The following is a 19668-nucleotide window of genomic DNA, read 5'->3' as shown; positions in this document are numbered from 1 at the left end:
GACAGGATGCGAGAAAGATGCGGAAGCGGGGAACGGCCGCCACCTGCGTGACAAGCCGTCCCGCGCCGGCCGGCCGTCGGCGTGAGCGCAACGGGACGTCCAGACGCGCGCGGGGCGCGGCGCGCGAACGAACACGCCCCGCGACACGTTCCGCTCAGCCGCCGCGTTCGACCGGATGCGGCTCGCGCAGCCGGTTCGCAATGCGTGCGGCCTCGTAGTAACTGGCCGCCGGCGGGCGCTTCAGGTAGCGGCCCGCGCCGCGCACGGCGCGCAGCTCGCCGTCGGCCCACGCGAGCGCGCCGCGCGTGAGCGTGTGCGTCGCGACACCCTGCACCGTCATTCCTTCGAACACGTTGAAGTCGACTTGCTGATGATGGGTCTTCACCGAGATCGTCTTCGTCGCGGCCGGGTCCCAGACGACGAGGTCGGCATCGGCGCTCACCTGCACGGCGCCCTTGCGCGGATACAGGTTGAAGATCTGCGCGGCGTTCGTCGACGTGATCCGCACGAACTCGTTCGGCGTGATGCGGCCGTGGTTCACGCCGTGATGCCACAACACCGACATGCGATCCTCGACGCCGCCGCAGCCGTTCGGGATCTTCGTGAAATCGTCCCGGCCCATCGCCTTCTGCGATGCGCAGAACACGCAGTGATCGGTCGCCGTCGTATGCAGTTGCCCCGCCTGCAGCCCACGCCACAGTGCCTCGCGATGCTCGGCCGAGCGGAACGGCGGGCTCATCACGTGCGCGGCCGCGCGCGTCCAGTCCGGATCGCGATAGACGGCCTCGTCGATCACCAGATGGCCCGGAAGCACCTCGCCGAACACGCGCAGCCCTTCGCTGCGCGCACGCGCGATCGCATCGACCGCATCCTTCGCGGACACATGCACGATATACACGGGCACGCCGAGCACCTGCGCGATGCGGATCGCGCGGTTCGCGGCCTCGCCCTCGACCTCCGGCGGCCGCGACAGCGGATGCGCCTCCGGCCCCGTCATCCCGCGCGCGAGCAGCGCCTTCTGCAGCTGGAACACGAGCTCGCCGTTCTCCGCATGCACGGTCGGCAGCGCACCGAGTTCGAGCGAGCGTGCGAAGCTGTTCACGAGCACCTCGTCGTCGGCCATGATCGCGTTCTTGTACGCCATGAAGTGCTTGAAACTCGACACGCCGTGTTCGCGCACGAGCGTGCCCATGTCGCGGTGCACGCTCTCGTCCCACCATGTCACGGCCACGTGGAAACCGTAATCGGCCGCCGCCTTCTCGGCCCAGCCGCGCCATGCATGGAACGCGTCCATCAGCGGCTGCTTCGGGCTCGGGATCACGAAGTCGATGATGCTCGTCGTACCGCCCGCGAGCCCGGCGGCCGTACCCGAGTAGAAATCGTCGCTCGCGGTCGTGCCCATGAACGGCAGTTCCATGTGCGTATGCGGGTCGATGCCGCCCGGCATCACGTACTGGTCGTGCGCATCGACGACGGTCGCACCGGCGGGCGCGTCGATCTGCTCGGCGATCTGCAGGATCGTGCCGCCGTCCTCCGGGGCTGCGCAGAGCACGTCCGCGCGATAGGAGCGGTCCGCATCGACCACGGTGCCGCCGCGAATCAGGATTGCCATTGGGTTGCCTCCTCGTTGACTGTCGGGTGCCGCATGCCGCGCTCGGATCACAAGCGCCGTGCGCGTCATGCGCTCGCGATCTGCGCGCGCGCGCCGGCGCGCCACTTCATCCAGGTGCCGTACACGCACGACGCCAGCACGAGGCCGACGAACCACGCGTACGTGTAAAGCGTGTTGAAGAATGCCGGCACGTTCGGGAACGATGCCGGAAAAGCCGTGTGCAGGAAGCCGGGCAGGTTCGGCAGCACGCCGATCGCGAGCGCGGCCAGCGCGGCCGGATTCCAGCCGCGCGCGTAGCTGAAGCCGCCGCGCTCGTCGAACAGCGCGCGCGTGTCGAGCCGCGTGCCGCGAATCAGGAAGTAGTCGACCATCAGGATCCCCGCCACGGGCCCGAGCAGCGCCGAATAGCCGACGAGCCAGGTGAAGATATAGCCGTCCGTCGTTGCGAGGATCTTCCACGGCATCATCACGATCGCGATCGTCGCGGTGATCATCCCGCCGGTGCGGTACGAGATCGCCTTCGGCCACAGGCTCGAGAAGTCGTAGGCCGGGCCGACGAGATTCGCGGCGAGGTTGCAGCACATCGTGTCGAGCGTGAGGATCACGAGCGCGATGCCCACGCCGATGCCCGTCATCCGGCTCGTCAGGTCGATCGGATCCCAGATCGCGTTGCCGTAGATCACGACGGTCGCCGACGTCACGACGACCGATACCACCGACAGCAACGCCATCGGCAGCGGCAGCCCGATCGACTGTCCGATCATCTGGTCGCGCTGCGAATGCGCGAAACGCGTGAAGTCGGGAATGTTCAGCGCGAGCGTCGCCCAGAAGCCGACCATCGCGGTCAGGCCCGGCCAGAAGGTCGCCCAGAACAGCCCGGCCTTCTTGCCGCCCGCCGCGAACTGCGACGGCGCCGACAGCATCGTGCCGAAGCCGCCCGCCTTCGACGTCGCCCACCATACGAGCGCCACGCACATCACGACCTTGATCGGCGCGGACCAGCTCTCGAGCCAGCGGATCGAATCGGTGCCGTGCCAGATGAAATAGATCTGCAGCGCCCAGAACACGAGGAAGCACGCGAGCTGCCCGACCCCGATGCCGACGACCGGCAGCGCCGCGCCGTGCAGCGCGTTGCCGGTCAGGATGTTCAGCAGCGTGTAAATCGCGCTGCCGCCGAGCCAGGTCTGGATCCCGTACCAGCCGCACGCGACGATCGCGCGCAGCAGCGCCGGCAGCTTCGCGCCCTGCGTGCCGAATGATGCGCGCACGAGCACCGCGTACGGAATCCCGTGCTTCGCGCCCGCATGGCCGATCAGCAGCATCGGCACGAGCACGATCAGGTTGCCGAGCAACACGGTCATCACCGCCTGCCACGGCGACATGCCTTCCTGGATCAGCCCGGCCGCGAGCATGTACGACGCGATGTTCATCACCATCCCGACCCATAGCGCGGCAAAGTGATACCACTTCCACGTGCGCTGCGCCGGCGTCGTCGGCGCGAGGTCGTCGTTGTACAGGCTGCCGCCCTGCGCCGCGGCGCTGTCGGGATCGGCGGGATTCGCTGCGTGATTCATCGAACGCACTCCACGAAAAACGTCGGCGCCGGCATCGTGCGATGCCGGCCCGGGTGGAACCCAAAGCGGCGGTGCGGGATGCCCGCGCCGCCGGACGCCGGTCAGGCAGCCTGCTTCGCGTGCTTCTCGGGCGCCGCCGCCGCGCCTGCACCCGCGTCCGCGCTCGCCGGATTGTTCGGATGCGTGGTCCAGTTCGCGTAGTCGCCCGAATCGACACGCTCCATCGTGATGCACTGCTCGACCGGACACACATGCATGCAAAGATTGCACCCGACGCATTCCGAATCGACCACTTCGAAGTGCCGCACGCCATCCTTCGTCGCCGTGATCGCCTGGTGCGACGTGTCCTCGCACGCAATATGGCACAGCCCGCACTGGATGCAGCGATCCTGGTCGATGCGCGCCTTGATGTCGTACTTCAGGTTCAGGTATTTCCAGTCGGTCACGTTCGGCACCGCGCGGCCGCGGATGTCGTCGAGCGTCGCGTAGCCCTTCTCGTCCATCCAGTTCGACAGCCCGTCGGCCAGGTCCGACACGATCCGGAAGCCGTAGTGCATCGCGGCGGTGCATACCTGCACGCTACCGGCGCCGAGCACCATGAACTCGGCCGCGTCGCGCCAGGTCGAGATGCCGCCAATGCCCGAGATCGGCAGGTTCGGCGTTTCCGGATCGCGCGCGATCTCCGCGACCATGTTCAACGCGATCGGCTTGACCGCCGGGCCGCAATAGCCGCCGTGCGTGCCCTTGCCGTCAACCATCGGCATCGGCGCCATGTGATCGAGGTCGACCGCGACGATCGAGTTGATCGTGTTGATCAGCGACACGCCGTCCGCGCCGCCCTTGTATGCGGCGCGCGACCCCATCCGGATGTCGCTGATGTTCGGCGTGAGCTTCACGAGGCACGGCAGCTTCGTGCCTTCCTTCACCCAGCGCGTGACCATCTCCACATATTCGGGTACCTGTCCGACCGCCGCGCCCATCCCGCGCTCGCTCATCCCGTGCGGACAGCCGAAGTTCAGCTCGACCGCGTCGGCGCCCGTATCCTCGACGAGCGGCAGGATCCATTTCCAGTCGCGCTCGTTGCACGGCACCATCAGCGACACGATCAGCGCGCGATCCGGCCAGTCGCGCTTCACCTGCGCGATCTCTCTCAGGTTCACGTCGAGCGGGCGGTCGGTGATCAGCTCGATGTTGTTCAGCCCCGCCATGCGCTGACCGTTCCACTGCACGGCGCCGTAGCGCGAACTGACGTTGACGACGTGCGGATCGAGCCCGAGCGTCTTCCAGACGACCCCGCCCCAGCCCGCCTCGAACGCGCGGTTCACGTTGTAGGCCTTGTCGGTCGGCGGTGCGGACGCGAGCCAGAAGGGATTCGGCGAAGTGATGCCCGCGATGGTGCAGCGAAGGTCGGCCATGGTCGGCTCCGTGAGAGTGGGATCGTGTTCGTTGTGCTCGTGGCGTGTGACGCGCGTCGGGCGGTCACGCGGCCTTCGCGTCGCGTTGCGCGAGCGCCGCGTCGATCGACGCGGCCGCGCGCTTGCCGTCCTGCACGGCCTGCACCGTGAGGTCGATGCCGCCCGTCGCCGCGCAGTCGCCGCCGGCCCATACGTCGGGCCATGCGGTGCGCCCGTCCGCGTCCACTGCGATGCGCGCACCGTCCGCCGTCAGCAGCGCGGCGTCGACGCCGTCCGGTGTCAGCGTCTGGCCGATCGCCTTCAGCACCATGTCCGCATCGACGGTGAAGCGCTCGCCCGACGCCGACTCGAACTCGACACCCGTCACCTGCCCGTCCGCACCCGCCATGCGCACCGGCTTCGCGTGCGTGACGAGCGTGACGCCGCTCTTCTGCGCGAACTCGCGCTCGGCCCATGTCGCGCTCATCGCGTCCACGCCGCGCCGGTACACCATCGTCACGCGCTCGGCGCCCAGCTTGCGGCTCTGCACCGCCGCATCGATGGCCGTATTGCCGCCGCCGATCACGACGACGCGCCGCCCGACCGGCACGTTCTCCAGCGCGTCGGCCTGCCGCACCTGCTCGATGAAGTCGACCGCGTTCATCACGCCGGCCAGTTGCTCGCCGTCGATCGAAAGCGCACGCACGCCGCCGAGGCCCATCGCGAGAAACACCGCGTCGTGCTGCTCGCGCAGCGCGTCGAGCGTGATGTCGCGCCCCAGCGCGACGCCGGTTTCCAACGCGATCCCGCCCACCGACAGCAGCCACTCGACTTCACGCTGCGCGAACGCGTCGACGGTCTTGTAGGCGGCGATCCCGTATTCGTTGAGACCTCCGGCCTTCGGGCGCGCGTCGAACAGCGTGACGCGGTGCCCGGCGAGCGCGAGCCGGTGCGCGCATGCGAGCCCGGCCGGCCCCGCGCCGACCACCGCGACATGGCGGCCCGTGTCGGGCGCACGCGTGAAGCGCACCGCACCGGTCTCCATCGCCCAGTCGGTCGCATGCCGCTGCAGCGCGCCGATCGCGACGGGCTGCGCATCCTGGTGATTGCGCACGCATGCGCCTTCGCACAGGATCTCGGTCGGACACACGCGGGCGCACATCCCGCCGAGCGGATTCGCCGACAGGATGTCGGTCGCGGCGCCCTTCAGGTTGCCGTTGCCGATCTTGCGGATGAAGCTCGGGATGTCGATCTGCGTGGGGCACGCTTGCACGCACGGCGCGTCGTAACAGTAGTGACAGCGGCTGGCGGCCGCCGCCGCGGCAGTCGGATCGAGCAGCGGCGCGATATCGGCGAATTCGCACGAGAGTTGCGTGGACGACAGGCGATGCGCGGCGATATCGCCGGTTGGCTTGGTGGTCATACGCGTTCCTTCGACTGGGTGGAGACAAAGCCGTCCCCGCCGGCCGCGAATGCGCGGTCGGGGCGGTCTTTATTAGGAATGCTACGGTCAGGCGATCAGCAGCCTGCCGGCTGCTACGATCCCTGCGTCATGAAGCCGGCTCGCATGCACGCGACAGCATCGCGTGCAGCAGCACGTTCGCGCCGGCCTCGATCCAGGCGGGCGTCGCATCCTCGATCTCGTTGTGGCTGATGCCGTCGACACACGGCACGAACACCATCGACGTCGGCGCGACCTGCGCGAGGTAGCACGCATCGTGGCCGGCGCCCGACACGATGTCGCGATGCGAGAAACCGAAGCGGTCGGCCGCACTGCGCACGGCTTCCACACAGGCAGGATCGAACGCGACCGGCTTGTAATAGAAGATCTGCTCGAGTTCGGTCTCGAGCCCGATGTCGGCCGCGATGCGCGCCACGCCGTCGCGCAATGCGGCATCCATCTTCGCGAGCACCGCGTCGTCCGGATGACGGAAATCGACGGTGAAGAACACGCGCCCCGGAATCACGTTGCGCGAGTTCGGGTAGACCTGCATCATGCCGACCGTCGCGCAGCCGAACGGCGCATGATCGAGGCCGATCCGGTTGACGAGATCGACCACGCGCGACGCGCCGAGCAGCGCATCGCGGCGACGCGGCATCGGCGTCGGCCCCGCGTGCGCTTCCTGGCCGGTGAAGGTGATCTCGTACCACCGCTGCCCCTGCGCATCGGTCACCACGCCGATCGTCTTGCACTCGGCTTCCAGAATCGGCCCCTGCTCGATATGCAGTTCGAACGCCGCATGCAGCTTGCGCCCGCCGCACGGCACTTCGCCTGCATAGCCGATGCGCTTGAGTTCCTCGCCGATCGTCTTGCCGTCCACATCCTTGCGCGACAGCCCGTATTCGAGCGGGAACACGCCCGCGAACACACCCGACGCCACCATCGCGGGCGCGAAGCGCGAGCCTTCCTCATTGGTCCAGATCACGACCTCGACCGGATGCTCGGTCTCGATGCCGTGATCGTTGAGACTGCGAATCACCTCGAGCCCGCCGAGCACGCCGTAGATGCCGTCGAAGCGGCCGCCCGTCGGCTGCGAATCCGCGTGCGAGCCCGTGACGACCGGCGCCGCATCGGCCGCGCGGCCCGCGCGGCGCATGAACACGTTGCCCATCGTATCGACCGTCACCGTGCAGCCGGCGGCCTTTGCCCAGCTGACGATCAGGTCGCGGCCGGCCTTGTCGAGATCGGTCAGCGCGAGGCGACACACGCCGCCCTTCGGCGTCGCCCCGATCTTCGCGACTTCCATCAGGCTGTCCCACAACCGCTTGCCGTCGACCTTGATCGACGTGTCGAAAGCTGCCCGCTTCACTGTTTCCGATACCGCGTTCATTCGTATCGCTCCTGTGGGGTCGGTGATGCCGCCAGCCGGTCCGTGCCGGTGCGTGTCATGCCTGTTTCGGGGCAACGCCGCCCAAGCGCGGTGCATGCCCCGGTCGTTCGCGAAGATCGTCCGGCGAATCGGGCTGGAAGGTTTCCGCCGCTCGTCGAATCCTGTCCGATTGGACAGGTTTTAGACGATCAAAATGACCAAATCAATCTCTTTCTTGCGTGAACGTAGAGAGCGAGAAACGTGCCACCGCAACGCAGCATCGCAACACAGGCGCGAAATCTGCACACGTGCGTTCGATGCGGATCAGCGGCTAGAATGAAGCCCAACGCGGCACGCCTGCCGCGCGAGGGCAACGATGAGACATGACGAGGCGGCGACCGAAGCCACCGACAGCGACGAGACGTCCGCGCCTTTGCGGCGACGCAAGGCGCACATCCGCGAGTCCAACGAAGCGCATCTGCTCGCCTGTGCGGAAGCCGTGTTCGCAGAACGCGGGCTCGACGGTGCGAGCACCGCGATGATCGCGGAGCGCGCCGGCCTGCCGAAAGCGAACCTGCATTACTACTTCCCGACGAAGCTTGCGTTGTACCGCCGCGTGCTCGACGACCTGTTCGAGGACTGGCATCGTGCGGCCGGTTCGTTCGAGGCCGACGACGATCCCGTCGAAGCGATCGGCGCCTACGTGCGCGCGAAGATGGCGTTGTCGCGGCGGCGTCCGCTCGGCTCGAAGGTCTGGGCCAACGAGATCATCCACGGCGCGGAGCACATGCAGGACATCCTGTCGGAACGCGTGAAGCCGTGGTTCGATACGCGCGTGAAGGTCATCGAAGGCTGGATCGCGCGCGGGCTGCTCGTGCCGATCGACGCGCATGCGCTGATGTACCTGATCTGGGCAACCACGCAGCACTACGCGGATTTCGATGCGCAGATCCGCGCGCTGAGCGGCAAGCGGGCGCTCACGCAGAAGGCGTTCGACGAGAGGACCGAACAGGTCGTGCAGCTTGTGATCCGCGCATGCGGGGCAGTGTCGCCGCACGCGAAGGCGTAGCGCGACAACGCGATCCGCCCAAAGCAGAACGGGTATCGCACCGGTGTTTCCCGTGCGATACCCGTCGTACGCGTCGCCGCATGCGGACTACGCGCGATGCGTTACACGATGCGCTCGATCGCGATCGCCGTCGCCTCGCCGCCGCCGATGCACAGCGACGCGACGCCGCGCTTCATCCCATACGTTTCGAGCGCGGCCAGCAGCGTCACCATCACGCGCGCGCCCGATGCGCCGATCGGATGCCCAAGCGCGCACGCGCCGCCATGCACGTTGACCTTCTCGTGCGGCAGGTCGAGATCGCGCATCGCGGCCATCGGCACCACCGCGAACGCTTCGTTGATCTCGAACAGGTCGACGTCGCGCAGGTTCCAGCCGGTTTTCTCCGACAGCTTGCGCAGCGCGCCGATCGGCGCGGTCGCGAACAGGCCCGGCTTGTCCGCGTAGGTCGAATGCCCGACGATCACGGCCTTCGGCGTGAGCCCCAGGCGCTCGGCTTCCGAGCGGCGCATCATCACGAGCGCGGCCGCGCCGTCCGAGATCGACGACGCATTGGCGGCCGTCACCGTGCCGCCTTCGCGGAAGGCCGGCTTCAGCGTCGGGATCTTGTCGAGCTTCGCCTTGCCCGGCTGTTCGTCGATCGACACGACCGTTTCGGTCTTGCCGGCCTTCACGGTCACCGGCGCGATCTCCGACACGAAATGCCCGTCGGCGATCGCACGTTGCGCGCGCGTCAGCGATGCGATCGCGAACGCATCCTGTGCCTCGCGCGTGAACTGGTACGCCTGCGCGCAATCCTCGGCGAACGTGCCCATCAGGCGGCCTTTCTCGTACGCGTCCTCGAGCCCGTCGAGGAACATGTGATCGAGCACCTGCCCGTGACCCATGCGCATCCCCGCGCGCGCCTTCGGCAGCAGGTACGGTGCATTCGTCATGCTCTCCATCCCGCCCGCGACGGCCACGCCTGCCGAACCTGCCAGCAGCAGGTCGTGCGCGAACATCGCGGCCTTCATCCCCGAGCCGCACATCTTGTTGACCGTGGTCGCGCCCGCCGCGAGCGGCAGCCCGGCCTTCAGCGCGGCCTGCCGCGCCGGCGCCTGGCCCTGGCCCGCCGGCAACACGCAGCCGAACACGATTTCATCGATGCGCTCGGCCGGCACGTTCGCGCGCTCGAGCGCCGCGCGAATCGCTACCGCGCCGAGGTCGCTCGCGCTGGCTGCCGCCAGGTCACCCTGAAAACCACCCATCGGCGTACGCGCCGTGCCAACGATTACGATCGGATCCTGAGTCGTCATGATTCGCTTCCTCCAGTGTCAGCGCGGTGCCATGCGCAACGCGCCATCGAGACGGATGACTTCGCCGTTCAGCATCGTGTTCCCGGCGATGTGGCGCACCAGCGCCGCAAATTCTTCCGGCCGGCCGAGCCGCGGCGGGAACGGCACGCTCTTGCCGAGCGCGTCCTGCACGTCCTGCGGCATGCCGGCCATCATCGGCGTCGCGAAGATGCCCGGCGCGACCGTCACCACGCGGATGCCGAACCGCGCGAGCTCGCGCGCGATCGGCAGCGTCATGCCCACCACGCCGCTCTTCGACGCCGCATACGCGGCCTGCCCGATCTGCCCGTCGAACGCCGCGACCGACGCCGTGTTGACGATCACGCCGCGCTCGCCTTCCGCATCGGCGTCCTGCTTCGACATCGCCTCGGCGGCCAGCCGGATCATGTTGAACGTGCCGACCAGGTTGATCGACACCGCGCGCGCGAAGCGGTCGAGCGAATGCGGGCCGTCGCGGCCCACCACCTTCTCGCCCGGCGCGACGCCCGCGCAGTTGACGAGCGCGTCGATGCGGCCGAACGCGTCACGCGCCGCGGCGACAGCAGCCTGACCGTCGGCTTCGCTCGTCACGTCCGTCTTCACGAAGCATGCGGCCGCACCGAGTTCGTGTGCGAGGCCCGCACCTGCCTCTTCGTTGACGTCCAGCAGCACGGCCTTGCCACCTTCCGCGACCACCATGCGCGCCACCGCGGCGCCGAGGCCCGAACCGGCGCCCGTAACCAGAAAAACGCGATCCTTGATATCCATTCGCAGTCCGTACAGTATGTGTTCAGGGTTGAGCGGCCTTCTCGGCTTCCATCTTGCGCAGTACGAAGCGCTGGATCTTGCCGCTCGGGGTTTTCGGCAGCGCGTCGACAAAGTCGATCGCGCGCGGATAGGCGTGAGCGGACAGCCGCCGCTTCACGTGCAGGCTCAGTTCCTCGGCCAGCGCCGGCGTGCCGTCCTGGCCTTTCGACAGCACGACGAACGCCTTGACGATCTCCGTGCGCTCCGCGTCGGGCACGCCGATGACGGCGGCCTCGCTCACGGCCGGATGCTCGATCAGCGCGCTTTCCACGTCGAACGGGCCGATCCGGTAGCCGGACGACGTGATCACGTCGTCCGCGCGGCCGATGAAGCTCACGGTGCCGTCCGGCTCCAGCTCGACGTTGTCGCCGGTCCGGTAATAGCCGCCCGCGATCGCCGGCGTGTCCTGCTGCCAGTAGCCGTGGAACCACAGCAGCGGCGAGCGAGCGATGTCGATCGCCAGGTTGCCGGGCTCGCCCGGGCCGAGCTCGCGGCTCGCCTCGTCAAGCACCGCGACGCGGTAGCCGGGCATCGCAAGGCCCGCCGAACCCGCGTGGACGGCATGCGCGAGGCCGTGATGGTTGTTCACGACCATCCCGAGCTCGGTCTGGCCGTAGTGATCGTAGATCGGCGCGCCGAGCGCTGCGTCGAACCAGCGCACGACTTCCGGATTCAGCGGTTCGCCCGCGCTGCTGACCACGCGCAGCTTGCCCTTCAGTCGCGCCGCCGCTTCCGTCCCGGCCGCCATCAGCATCCGGAAGGCCGTCGGCGAGCCGGCAAGGCTCGTGATCCCGAGCCGCTCGATCACGTCGTACGTACTGTCGACCGTGAAACTGCCTTCGTAGAGCGTCGTCGCGTGGCCGAGCAGCAACGGGCCCGTGATCGCGTAATAGAGGCCGTACGCCCAGCCCGGATCGGCGATGTTCCAGAACCGGTCGCCGGCACGCAGGTCCACCGCTTCGCGCATGTACGCGCCGAATGCAAGCAGCGCGCGCAGCGGCACCGGCACGCCCTTCGGCAAGCCCGTCGTGCCCGACGTCGACATCATCATGAACAGGTCCGTGCCCGTGCGCAGCACCGGTTCGAACGTGTCGGGCTGCGCGTCGAGCGCCGCGCGGAAATCGATGTCGCGTTCCGGCAGCGTTTCGCCCGGCTCGCGCACCGTCGCAACGGGCGGGCAACCGGCGATCTCGTCGAGCTTCGCGCGATTCGCGACGTTGGTCACGATCAGGCGTGCGTCGCTCATGCGCAGCCGGTGCTCGATTGCTTTCGGGCCGAATGCGGTGAACAGCGGCTGATAGACGGCGCCCGCGCGCCATGTGCCGAGAATCGTCGCGACGAGTTCCGGCGTGCGCGGCAACAGGCCCGCCACCACGTCGCCCGGCTTCACGCCCTGCGCGACCAGCAGGTTCGCGACGCGTGCCGACAGCGCCTTCATCTGCGCAAACGTGTAGCTGTGGTGCTGCCCGCCGGCGTCGATCCAGTCGAGCGCGATCGCGTTCGCCGATGCGTGCCGGTCGCAGCATTCCACGCATGCGTTCAGGCCGCGCGCCAGGTCGCCGTGCAGTTGCTGCGCGGCGGTCTCGATACTGAACCGGGCCACGGCGTCGGCGTAGGCCGGCACCGCTTGGGCGGTAGCTCCATCAGACATGCGTGTCTCCTGTGCGTTATGGCCGCCGGCGAGCCAGGGGCGCGACGGGGATAGTTCGATAGTAGACAGCCCGTACATTGCAATCAATGACAAACGGAATCTAGAATCGTGATCGCTTTTGCCATGTCGGGAGGACGCAGGAAAATGGGGCCGCAGATGATTTCACCGGATTTCGTCGACGACGCGCTCGCGTGCCTGCGCCGGCAAGGCCTTCCGACGGAGCCCGTGCTGCGCGCCGCCGGCCTGCCGGCCGCCCTATGCGAGCCCGTCACGCCGCAGCAGTACGGCAGGCTGTGGCTCGCGATCGCCGGTACGCTCGACGACGAATTCTTCGGCCTCGCCGCGCGCCCGATGCGGCGTGGCAGCTTCACGCTGCTGTGCCATGCGGTGCTGCACGCCGGCACCCTCGACAAGGCGCTGCGGCGCGCGCTGCAGTTCCTGCGCGTGGTGCTGGACGAGCCGCATGGCGAACTCGTCGTGGCCGACGGACAAGCCCAGATCGTGCTGACTCAAACGGGCGCGCCCTACCCGGCGTTCGCGTACCGGACGTTCTGGCTGATCCTCCTGGGCGTCGCGTGCTGGCTGATCGGCCGGCGCATCCCGCTGCAGCGCATCGACTTCGCGTGCCCGAGCCCCGACCAGCGCAGCGACTATCACCAGTTCTTCGGCGTGCCCGTGCATTTCGACCGTCCCGACAGCCGGCTCACGTTCAACGCCGCGTACCTCGCGCTGCCGACGATCCGCTCCGAACAAGCGTTGAAGACCTTTCTGCGCGGCGCGCCCGGCAACCTGCTCGTCCGCTACCGGCACGATACGGGCTGGGTCGCGAAGACGCGCGCGCAGCTGAAAACGCTACCTGCCGCGGAGTGGCCCGACTTCGATACGCTGGCCGTGCGCCTCGGCACGACGCCCGCCACGTTGCGACGGCGTCTGCGCAGCGAAGGGCAAAGCTTCGCGGCAATCAAGGACGAGCTGCGCGGCGCGCTGGCCCAGTCGCTGCTGCGCGGGCATGCGCTCAGCGTCGCGGAGATTGCGGCCGAGCTCGGCTTCACCGAGCCGAGCGCGTTTCATCGCGCGTTCCGGAAATGGACGGGGACGAGCCCCGGCGCGTTCCGGCGGGACGTGCATGTGGCGGAGGGGGAGCCGGGGGCGGTGAGCGGATGATGCGGCAGGCCGTCGTCGACAGGAGTTGCGCGGCGGCCCCGGAAACGCTCGCGCGACGCTGATACGATGCGATCTGCCGACTGCCGTTCGGAGCGTCGCGGCCGCGTTCTACCCGGCCGTCAACGTCATCGCGTCGATCGACATCTGCGGGGTGATGCTCGTCCGGCGTCAATCGCTGCCGAACGCGCGGTAGACAGTATCCGTCGGTGCGGTATGTTCGTTGCTGCTGTTGCTCGCCGATATGAGCACCACCAACCTTCAGAGACGATGCGAGGCCCTGAAATGGATGCAATCCGTACAGCCATCGAACCCAGCGAATCCGCGCTTCGTGCCGCGATGCTGACCAACGATGTCGAAGCGCTCGATGCGTTGCTGGACGACGATCTGGTGTTCACCGTTCCGACCGGCCAGATCATCTCGAAGGAAGACGACCTCGCCGCGCATCGCGCGAAGCTGCTGCGTCTCGACACGCTCGATGTGCAGGAAACGCGCGCATGCGCGATCGGCGAGATGATCCTGACCACGACGAAGGCGATACTCGCCGGCCATTTCGACGGCGCGGCGTTCGACGGCGTGTTTGCCTATACTCGGCTGTGGCGTCGATCGAGCGCTGGCTGGCGCGTCGTCGCCGGGCACGCGTCGCAGGTCATGTAGCCGCGTCGAGCGCGCACGCCCTTCGAGCCGGCGAGCCGTGAATCCGGAGTGGAGTGGATGCGAGCCGGACGATACCTCGAAGAAGGTATCGACCATGACAGGAGATGACATGCACCAACCATTCACCCTACGTGCTGCCCGTGCCGCGGACGCGGACGAGCTCACGCGACTGGCTCGCATTTCGAAAGCACACTGGGGCTATCCGAAGGACTGGCTCGACTTGTGGCAGCGCGATCTCACGATTGCGCCGGAGACGATCGACGGATCGATCGGTTACGTCGCGGAATCCGGAGAGGCCATCATCGGATTCTGGGTCAGGGCGTCTTCGGAATCGGATCGCCCGACGCCCGGATGGCTGTTCGTTCATCCCGACCACATGGGCCGCGGTGTCGCCCGGGCACTGTGGGAAGCAGTCCGCCGGGAAAGCGCCGCGAGAGGGATCACAAGCTTCGTGATCGAAGCGGATCCCAATGCGGTTCCGTTCTATCTGGCGCTCGGGGCTGAAAAAATCGGCGAAAAGGAATCGGGCGTCGTCCCGGGCCGGTTCTTCCCGATCCTGCGGATCACGATCTGATCGCAACGCCTGTCGGGCGCTGCAACCAGACATACCCCGCGTCGCCTCTTCTCAGGCTGACTGCAACGTCATCGCACGACTGTCCTCGAGCTTGAACTCGCCGACCGTCTGCGCGAGCTTCGCGGCCTGCTCGCGCAGCAACGTCGCGGCCGCCGCCGACTGCTCGACGAGTGCCGCATTCTGCTGCGTCGCATTGTCGAGATGCGACACCGCCTGATTGACCTGTTCGAGCCCGGTGCTCTGCTCCTTCGCGGCGACGGTAATTTCCGCAATCACGCTCGTGATGCTGCGCACGCCCTCGACGATTTCGTTCATCGTCGCACCAGCCGTCTGGACGAGTCCCGAGCCACCCTCGATCTTCTCGACCGACGAGTGGATCAATTGCTTGATTTCCTTGGCGGCCTGCGCGCTTCGCTGCGCGAGCGCGCGCACCTCGCCAGCAACGACCGCGAAGCCCCGGCCGTGCTCGTTTGCACGTGCGGCCTCGACGGCAGCGTTCAACGCGAGAATGTTGGTCTGGAACGCGATGCCGTCGATCACGCCGACGATGTTGGCGATTTCGCTCGACGCTTGCGTGATCTCGTTCATCGTCGAGACGACCTCGCCGACGACCGTGCCGCCGCGCACCGCGACGTCCGACGCCGATTCCGCCAGACGGCTCACCTGGCTCGCGGCATCGGCCGAATTGCGGGCCGTGCCGGCGATCTCCTCGAGTGCTGCGGCGGTTTCCTGCAAGCTCGATGCGGCATGTTCGGTCCGGCCCGACAGATCCTGGTTGCCCTGCGCGATCTCGGCGCTCGCGAGGTTGACGGATTCGCTGAATTCGCGAATCTGCAGCAGGATCGTACTGATCTTTCCGGCGAACAGGTTGAACGCATGCGCGATCTGCGCGGCTTCATCCACGCCGTCGGCGGGCAGGCGTTTCGTCAGGTCGCCGCTGCCGCTCGAGACATCCGTGAGCGCGTCGCGGACCAGCAGGATGCGCTTGAAGGCCGCGTTCGTCATCGCACCGACCAGCGTCGCGGCGATGATGGCGACGATCAGGATCGCCGCCAGTGTCGTCGTCGCGACCGCACGCATGCCGGCCGTCACGTCCGCCTTGTCGAGCGCGAGCACGAGGGACCAATCGGTACCGGCGATCGGCTGGGCGCGCATCAGCTTGGTTGCCCCGTCGATGTCGACGGCGACGGGCTCGGACGCGGTTTGCAGCGCGCCGAGGTGGTCGGCGTCGAGTGCGGGCGAAAGACCGGTTGCGGGCTTCATGATCAGGTCGGTCTTGGCCGACGCAATCACGCGCCCGCTCTTGTCCACCAGGAATGCGAAACTCGCGGGTGTCGGGTGTACCGAGGTCACGATCGAACTCACGCTCTCCATGAACAGGCTGGCGGCCAGCACGCCCTTTACCGTGCCGTCGCGCACCACGGGCACCGCGAACGCAACAGCCGGCTTGCCGCTCGTCGCATCCCGGTAGAGGGCCGTCACGACCAGGTGGCCCGCGCCGACGGCCTGCTTGTACCATGGACGTGCTGTCGGGTCATAGCCGGGCGCGAGCGGCACGTTCGAGAACGCGGTCTTGTCCGGCAGGCCGAGCGTCAACACCTCGAAGCCGCCCGACTTGCCGAGCAGCTTCAGCGCCGGCAGCGGATCGCCCTCGCCGATCGCAATCGTGTCCGCGAGTGCCTGGGTTTCCCGGCCCCGGCTGGCCACCCATTCATTGATCGCAAGCGCGTGCCCGGCGAGGATCGACTTGTGATTCTGGTCGATTGCCTCGTCATTGTGTTGCTTGACCACGTAATAGACCAGGCCGCCTGTAACGGCCAGCGCCGTGACCACGATGGCGACGCAAGTCGCAAGTATCCGAGCACGAATCGAGGACAACATGATGACTTCGATCTCCGTTACCGCGTTGTATGAATAGGGTTGCCGAAAACAGGCAACGTCCTGTTTAACGACTGCGATCGCGGGAACTTAAGGCCTGACTGGCCAGACCAGTGCGGGCGACGGCTCGGCAGATCCGCGGATTGGGGGACGGACGGGCTGATCCGGCAAGATCGGATACCGCCCCGGCTGACTGGGCGCGTGGACGGGAGCCTTGATGAACTGGCCACGATCGTCCGGATACTCGGAAGATTGTCATGTGCCGGTTCGGCGAAGGGCTGAGGATCTGTCTGCCGCGATCCGGTGGTCCCCTCATGGGCAGTGGCAGGATGGCATCCGGTTCAGCGTATCGAAGCAAACAGACGGGATGAGGTACCCATCCCTTTTCCTGGCAGGCGTGTTTGATGGAGCGCCTACGATTCATGTTCCGCTGGCTTGATCGGCGATAAATGGCATGCCCGCAGAGCCGGCGTGTTCAGCTGCAGATTTTTTACGCTCGTCACAATATTCGCGCGCCTGAAACGTCTTCAAGCGCATGGAATCGCCACTCACTTCGCACACGATGACCGACCCAGACCGCGACATCACAGCGACAGTGATGCGTGAACGAACGAGGCTAGTGAATTTTATCCGGCGCCGGATACGCGATCCGGACGATGCCGAGGACATCCTGCAGGATGTGTTTCACGAATTCGTCCAAGCCTATCGGCTTCCTGCGCCAATTGAACAGGTGAGTGCATGGCTTTTCCGTGCCGCGCGCAACCGCATCGTTGACCGCTTTCGCAAGAAGAAGGAGCAGCCGCTGGCCGACCTGTCCGAGGTCGACGATGACGCGAACAGCGAGTATCGGCTGGACCTCGCGCTACCGGCGCATGATGCCGGCCCCGAAGCCCTCTACGCTCGCACGCTAGTGCTCAAGGCCTTGCAGGATGCGCTCGACGAGTTGCCGGCGAACCAGCGTGAGGTATTCATCGCGCACGAGCTGGAGGGCCGGTCCTTCAAGGAGATGGCCGCGCAAAGCGGTGTCGCGCTCAACACGCTGCTCGCTCGCAAACGCTATGCGGTCTTGCATTTGCGTGCCCGACTGCAACCCATTTATGACGAACTGGATAACACCTAAAGGAATCGACAGATGAATTTCCGAATCAGATGTGCAGGTAAGGCGCTGTTCGTGTTGATCGCGATTGGCGTGCTCGGATGGGTCGTCATGATGTTATGGAACTGGGTGATTCCGGCGCTATTCGTCGGCGCCCGTACGATCGACTTCGCCCATGCGCTGGGCCTGCTCGTGCTGAGCCGCATCCTGTTCGGCGGATTCCGCGGACACCACGGCTGGCGCGGTCGGCGCCACTGGCGCAAGTGGGAATCCATGACACCCGAAGAACGCGAGCTTTTCCGGACCGCGTGGCGATCCGGCAGCAACCGGCCCACTGGAGAGTAAACGTGCGCGAAAAATCAACGGGCGACTCCAAACAGAAACCGGGCGTGATAGCGCCGGTCGTCGATCTGAAACGCTGTGAAGGCAAGGGAGCTTGCGTCGCGGTGTGTCCCGAGAACGTGTTCGAGATTCGGCGCATCGACCAGGCCGATTACCTCGGCCTTGCTGTGATGCATCGCCTGAAGCTGCGCGTACATGGAATGAAAGTCGCCTACACGCCAAACGCGGATGCCTGCCGTTCATGCGGACTGTGTGTGACGGCGTGCCCCGAACGCGCCATCACGCTCGCCCGAACGGCATAGCAACATTCGTATGTCACCGATATCGAGCGACAGCGCAGCGACCCTGACGGGAGAGGCTGTCGCTGGATACAGCGTCGACCGGATCAATCTCGTCAAGGAACAAATATGACTTCACCCACCATCGCTCTTCTGCAGCGGCTCCACGAAGAGAGCCGAACCGAAATCATCGCCCGCGCCCGCGCGCAGTTCCAGGGGTCGAACGAGGATTTTCTGTCGTTAGCCGAGGAATACGACGCGATCGCCCCTCGTCTGCGAGGGCGGTTTCTCGAAACGTTCGGGCTGTCCAGCGACGACTTCGAGTCCCCGGAAGGCAGCCGGCTGTCGTTGGCCGTCTCGCCGGAAACGGGGGGATTTTTACGCAACATGGTGCTCTCGCAACGGCCGGCAAGAATCCTCGAACTCGGCAGTTCATGCGGCGTGTCGACGCTGTATTTCGCCGACGCACTGCGCATGCTGGGCCGTGGCGTGATCGTCGCGACCGAACGCGATGCGCTCAAGTGCGCACAACTGCGCGCTCACGTCAGAACAGCGGGCCTGGACGCCTATGTCGACATGCGGGAGGGCGACGTATTCGAGACCGTTGCCGAACTCGACGGTGCTTTCGACATGGTGTTTATCGATGTATGGGCCGACGCCTATCTGAAGCTGTTCAAGCAGGTCGAGCGCCTGCTGCGCCCAGGATCGGTCGTACTGGCCGACAACATGTACACAGCCGAGGACGCCGTTCGACCGTACAAGCACTACCTCGACAACGATCCACGGTTTTCGACCACAACCCTGGACTTTGAATCGGGGGTTGAATTTACGGTCGTCGTTTCTTGAATGGGGACGCCGTCGAAGCGCTTCTTCCACGGGATCTCGGGCTAAAGGAACACCGCCGGCGATCGAAGTTATGACGCGAAGGAAATCAAGAACATCGCGCACCCGATACATCGCGAAGACCGGATGCCGGGTGCCTGTCCGTTGCCGCGCTATTGCCATTCTCGGACCCCAGTGATTGAGCGCGCGTCCCAATCAGGAGCGAGTGGTGGCACCGGCCATTGGCGCGTCGATTCCTTGTGGCGTATTGCGCTCGATATGGCGCCTGAAGACGGTACGACAGGGGGCCCACTGGAGTTGGATTGATGTGACGTGCAGGAGAGCGCACCGGGTTTCAGGCGCGCCGCGCTGCGGATTGCTCGAGAACGGCAGGCGCCTCGATCAGCGCATTCGTCGTTTCAGCTCCAGCCAGGCCGCCCATCCCGATCCCCCGTGCATTTCGGCCGCGCCAATGCAAAAACCCCCGCCTTTCGGGCGGGGGTTCTTGGCTTAGGGAGCCTGACGATTACCTACTTTCACACGGGAATCCGCACTATCATCGGCGTAGAGTCGTTTCACGGTCCTGTTCGGGATGGGAAGGGGTGGGACCGACTCGCTATGGTCATCAGGCAA

The 19668-nt window shown here is 66.4% G+C and carries 17 protein-coding genes and 1 rRNA gene; 8 read left to right on the top strand and 10 right to left on the bottom strand.

Annotated features, from left to right (window positions below; all coding sequences use genetic code 11):
- Positions 1–154: 154 nt before the first annotated feature.
- The 5 genes from hydA to LGN17_RS26625 all read right to left on the bottom strand — a co-directional run bounded on the left by hydA (position 155) and on the right by LGN17_RS26625 (position 7411).
- Positions 155–1612 carry a dihydropyrimidinase gene (gene hydA / locus LGN17_RS26645; protein WP_226199586.1) on the bottom strand — a complete coding sequence of 486 codons (1458 nt, stop codon included), beginning with the start codon at positions 1610–1612 and terminating at the stop codon, positions 155–157.
- 65 nt (positions 1613–1677) lie between these two features.
- On the bottom strand, positions 1678–3186 hold the full coding sequence (locus tag LGN17_RS26640; RefSeq protein ID WP_226199583.1) for an NCS1 family nucleobase:cation symporter-1: 1509 nt from the start codon (positions 3184–3186) through the stop codon (positions 1678–1680).
- Positions 3187–3287: 101 nt separating this feature from the next.
- Entirely contained in the window at positions 3288–4601 is a 1314-nt protein-coding gene (gene preA, locus LGN17_RS26635; RefSeq protein WP_226199580.1) for an NAD-dependent dihydropyrimidine dehydrogenase subunit PreA, read from the bottom strand.
- A gap of 64 nt (positions 4602–4665) precedes the next feature.
- The gene (locus tag LGN17_RS26630) at positions 4666–6003 is read right to left on the bottom strand and encodes an NAD(P)-dependent oxidoreductase (protein WP_226199578.1); all 1338 of its coding nucleotides are present in this window, start codon (positions 6001–6003) and stop codon (positions 4666–4668) included.
- 127 nt (positions 6004–6130) lie between these two features.
- Positions 6131–7411 carry a Zn-dependent hydrolase gene (locus tag LGN17_RS26625; protein ID WP_226199576.1) on the bottom strand — a complete coding sequence of 427 codons (1281 nt, stop codon included), beginning with the start codon at positions 7409–7411 and terminating at the stop codon, positions 6131–6133.
- Positions 7412–7766: 355 nt separating this feature from the next.
- Here LGN17_RS26625 and LGN17_RS26620 point away from each other — a divergent pair, with 355 nt between their 5' ends.
- Positions 7767–8459, top strand: coding sequence for a TetR/AcrR family transcriptional regulator (locus LGN17_RS26620; RefSeq protein WP_226199574.1), 693 nt, complete (start codon positions 7767–7769; stop codon positions 8457–8459).
- A gap of 101 nt (positions 8460–8560) precedes the next feature.
- Here the strand turns inward: LGN17_RS26620 and LGN17_RS26615 are convergent, their stop codons facing one another.
- From LGN17_RS26615 to LGN17_RS26605, 3 genes are read right to left on the bottom strand one after another with little or no spacing between them, the layout of a single operon-like run.
- A complete protein-coding gene (locus LGN17_RS26615) occupies positions 8561–9751 on the bottom strand; it encodes an acetyl-CoA C-acetyltransferase (protein ID WP_226199572.1) in 1191 nt (396 codons plus the stop codon).
- Between the two features lie 18 nt (positions 9752–9769).
- Positions 9770–10537, bottom strand: a complete 768-nt coding sequence (locus LGN17_RS26610; protein WP_226199570.1) for a 3-hydroxyacyl-CoA dehydrogenase — start codon at positions 10535–10537, stop codon at positions 9770–9772.
- A gap of 22 nt (positions 10538–10559) precedes the next feature.
- Positions 10560–12227, bottom strand: a complete 1668-nt coding sequence (locus LGN17_RS26605; RefSeq protein ID WP_226199568.1) for an acyl-CoA synthetase — start codon at positions 12225–12227, stop codon at positions 10560–10562.
- A 144-nt stretch (positions 12228–12371) separates the two neighbouring features.
- On the opposite strand from LGN17_RS26605, the gene LGN17_RS26600 reads away from it, so the two are divergent.
- From LGN17_RS26600 to LGN17_RS26590, 3 genes are all read left to right on the top strand, one after another.
- On the top strand, positions 12372–13391 hold the full coding sequence (locus LGN17_RS26600; RefSeq protein WP_226199566.1) for an AraC family transcriptional regulator: 1020 nt from the start codon (positions 12372–12374) through the stop codon (positions 13389–13391).
- Positions 13392–13673: 282 nt separating this feature from the next.
- Positions 13674–14045 carry a nuclear transport factor 2 family protein gene (locus LGN17_RS26595; protein WP_226199563.1) on the top strand — a complete coding sequence of 124 codons (372 nt, stop codon included), beginning with the start codon at positions 13674–13676 and terminating at the stop codon, positions 14043–14045.
- 109 nt (positions 14046–14154) lie between these two features.
- On the top strand, positions 14155–14619 hold the full coding sequence (locus tag LGN17_RS26590; protein WP_226199560.1) for a GNAT family N-acetyltransferase: 465 nt from the start codon (positions 14155–14157) through the stop codon (positions 14617–14619).
- A gap of 51 nt (positions 14620–14670) precedes the next feature.
- Here LGN17_RS26590 and LGN17_RS26585 read toward each other — a convergent pair whose 3' ends face one another.
- Complete coding sequence (locus LGN17_RS26585) at positions 14671–16500, bottom strand: methyl-accepting chemotaxis protein (protein ID WP_226199557.1); 1830 nt, start codon at positions 16498–16500, stop codon at positions 14671–14673.
- Between the two features lie 532 nt (positions 16501–17032).
- Here LGN17_RS26585 and LGN17_RS26580 point away from each other — a divergent pair.
- The 4 genes from LGN17_RS26580 to LGN17_RS26565 all read left to right on the top strand — a co-directional run bounded on the left by LGN17_RS26580 (position 17033) and on the right by LGN17_RS26565 (position 19059).
- Positions 17033–17617: an RNA polymerase sigma factor gene (locus LGN17_RS26580; RefSeq protein WP_226199553.1), complete on the top strand. Its 585-nt coding sequence runs from the start codon at positions 17033–17035 to the stop codon at positions 17615–17617.
- A gap of 12 nt (positions 17618–17629) precedes the next feature.
- On the top strand, positions 17630–17938 hold the full coding sequence (locus tag LGN17_RS26575; protein WP_226199550.1) for a hypothetical protein: 309 nt from the start codon (positions 17630–17632) through the stop codon (positions 17936–17938).
- A gap of 2 nt (positions 17939–17940) precedes the next feature.
- Positions 17941–18237 (top strand): 4Fe-4S dicluster domain-containing protein, encoded by a 297-nt coding sequence (locus LGN17_RS26570; protein ID WP_226199548.1) that lies wholly within the window; start codon positions 17941–17943, stop codon positions 18235–18237.
- 105 nt (positions 18238–18342) lie between these two features.
- The gene (locus tag LGN17_RS26565) at positions 18343–19059 is read left to right on the top strand and encodes an O-methyltransferase (protein ID WP_226199546.1); all 717 of its coding nucleotides are present in this window, start codon (positions 18343–18345) and stop codon (positions 19057–19059) included.
- A gap of 493 nt (positions 19060–19552) precedes the next feature.
- Here LGN17_RS26565 and rrf read toward each other — a convergent pair.
- A 5S ribosomal RNA gene (gene rrf / locus LGN17_RS26560) occupies positions 19553–19665 on the bottom strand.
- Positions 19666–19668: the final 3 nt, after the last annotated feature.

It is taken from the genome of Burkholderia sp. AU30280, from assembly GCF_020420125.1.
GTDB lineage: Bacteria > Pseudomonadota > Gammaproteobacteria > Burkholderiales > Burkholderiaceae > Burkholderia.
Note: the sequence above shows the minus strand (reverse complement) of the source record. Positions and strands in the feature narration are given on the sequence as shown.

Excerpts from the sequence above, each read along its gene's own strand:
- LGN17_RS26565 (WP_226199546.1), top strand. The coding sequence starts at position 18,343 with ATGACTTCACCCACCATCGCTCTTCTGCAGCGGCTCCACGAAGAGAGC.
- LGN17_RS26590 (WP_226199560.1), top strand. The coding sequence starts at position 14,155 with ATGCACCAACCATTCACCCTACGTGCTGCCCGTGCCGCGGACGCGGAC.
- LGN17_RS26605 (WP_226199568.1), bottom strand. The coding sequence starts at position 12,227 with ATGTCTGATGGAGCTACCGCCCAAGCGGTGCCGGCCTACGCCGACGCC.
- LGN17_RS26615 (WP_226199572.1), bottom strand. The coding sequence starts at position 9,751 with ATGACGACTCAGGATCCGATCGTAATCGTTGGCACGGCGCGTACGCCG.
- LGN17_RS26620 (WP_226199574.1), top strand. The coding sequence starts at position 7,767 with ATGAGACATGACGAGGCGGCGACCGAAGCCACCGACAGCGACGAGACG.
- LGN17_RS26600 (WP_226199566.1), top strand. The coding sequence starts at position 12,372 with ATGGGGCCGCAGATGATTTCACCGGATTTCGTCGACGACGCGCTCGCG.
- LGN17_RS26630 (WP_226199578.1), bottom strand. The coding sequence starts at position 6,003 with ATGACCACCAAGCCAACCGGCGATATCGCCGCGCATCGCCTGTCGTCC.
- preA (WP_226199580.1), bottom strand. The coding sequence starts at position 4,601 with ATGGCCGACCTTCGCTGCACCATCGCGGGCATCACTTCGCCGAATCCC.
- LGN17_RS26585 (WP_226199557.1), bottom strand. The coding sequence starts at position 16,500 with ATGTTGTCCTCGATTCGTGCTCGGATACTTGCGACTTGCGTCGCCATC.
- hydA (WP_226199586.1), bottom strand. The coding sequence starts at position 1,612 with ATGGCAATCCTGATTCGCGGCGGCACCGTGGTCGATGCGGACCGCTCC.
- LGN17_RS26575 (WP_226199550.1), top strand. The coding sequence starts at position 17,630 with ATGAATTTCCGAATCAGATGTGCAGGTAAGGCGCTGTTCGTGTTGATC.
- LGN17_RS26640 (WP_226199583.1), bottom strand. The coding sequence starts at position 3,186 with ATGAATCACGCAGCGAATCCCGCCGATCCCGACAGCGCCGCGGCGCAG.
- LGN17_RS26580 (WP_226199553.1), top strand. The coding sequence starts at position 17,033 with ATGGAATCGCCACTCACTTCGCACACGATGACCGACCCAGACCGCGAC.
- LGN17_RS26625 (WP_226199576.1), bottom strand. The coding sequence starts at position 7,411 with ATGAACGCGGTATCGGAAACAGTGAAGCGGGCAGCTTTCGACACGTCG.
- LGN17_RS26610 (WP_226199570.1), bottom strand. The coding sequence starts at position 10,537 with ATGGATATCAAGGATCGCGTTTTTCTGGTTACGGGCGCCGGTTCGGGC.
- LGN17_RS26595 (WP_226199563.1), top strand. The coding sequence starts at position 13,674 with ATGGATGCAATCCGTACAGCCATCGAACCCAGCGAATCCGCGCTTCGT.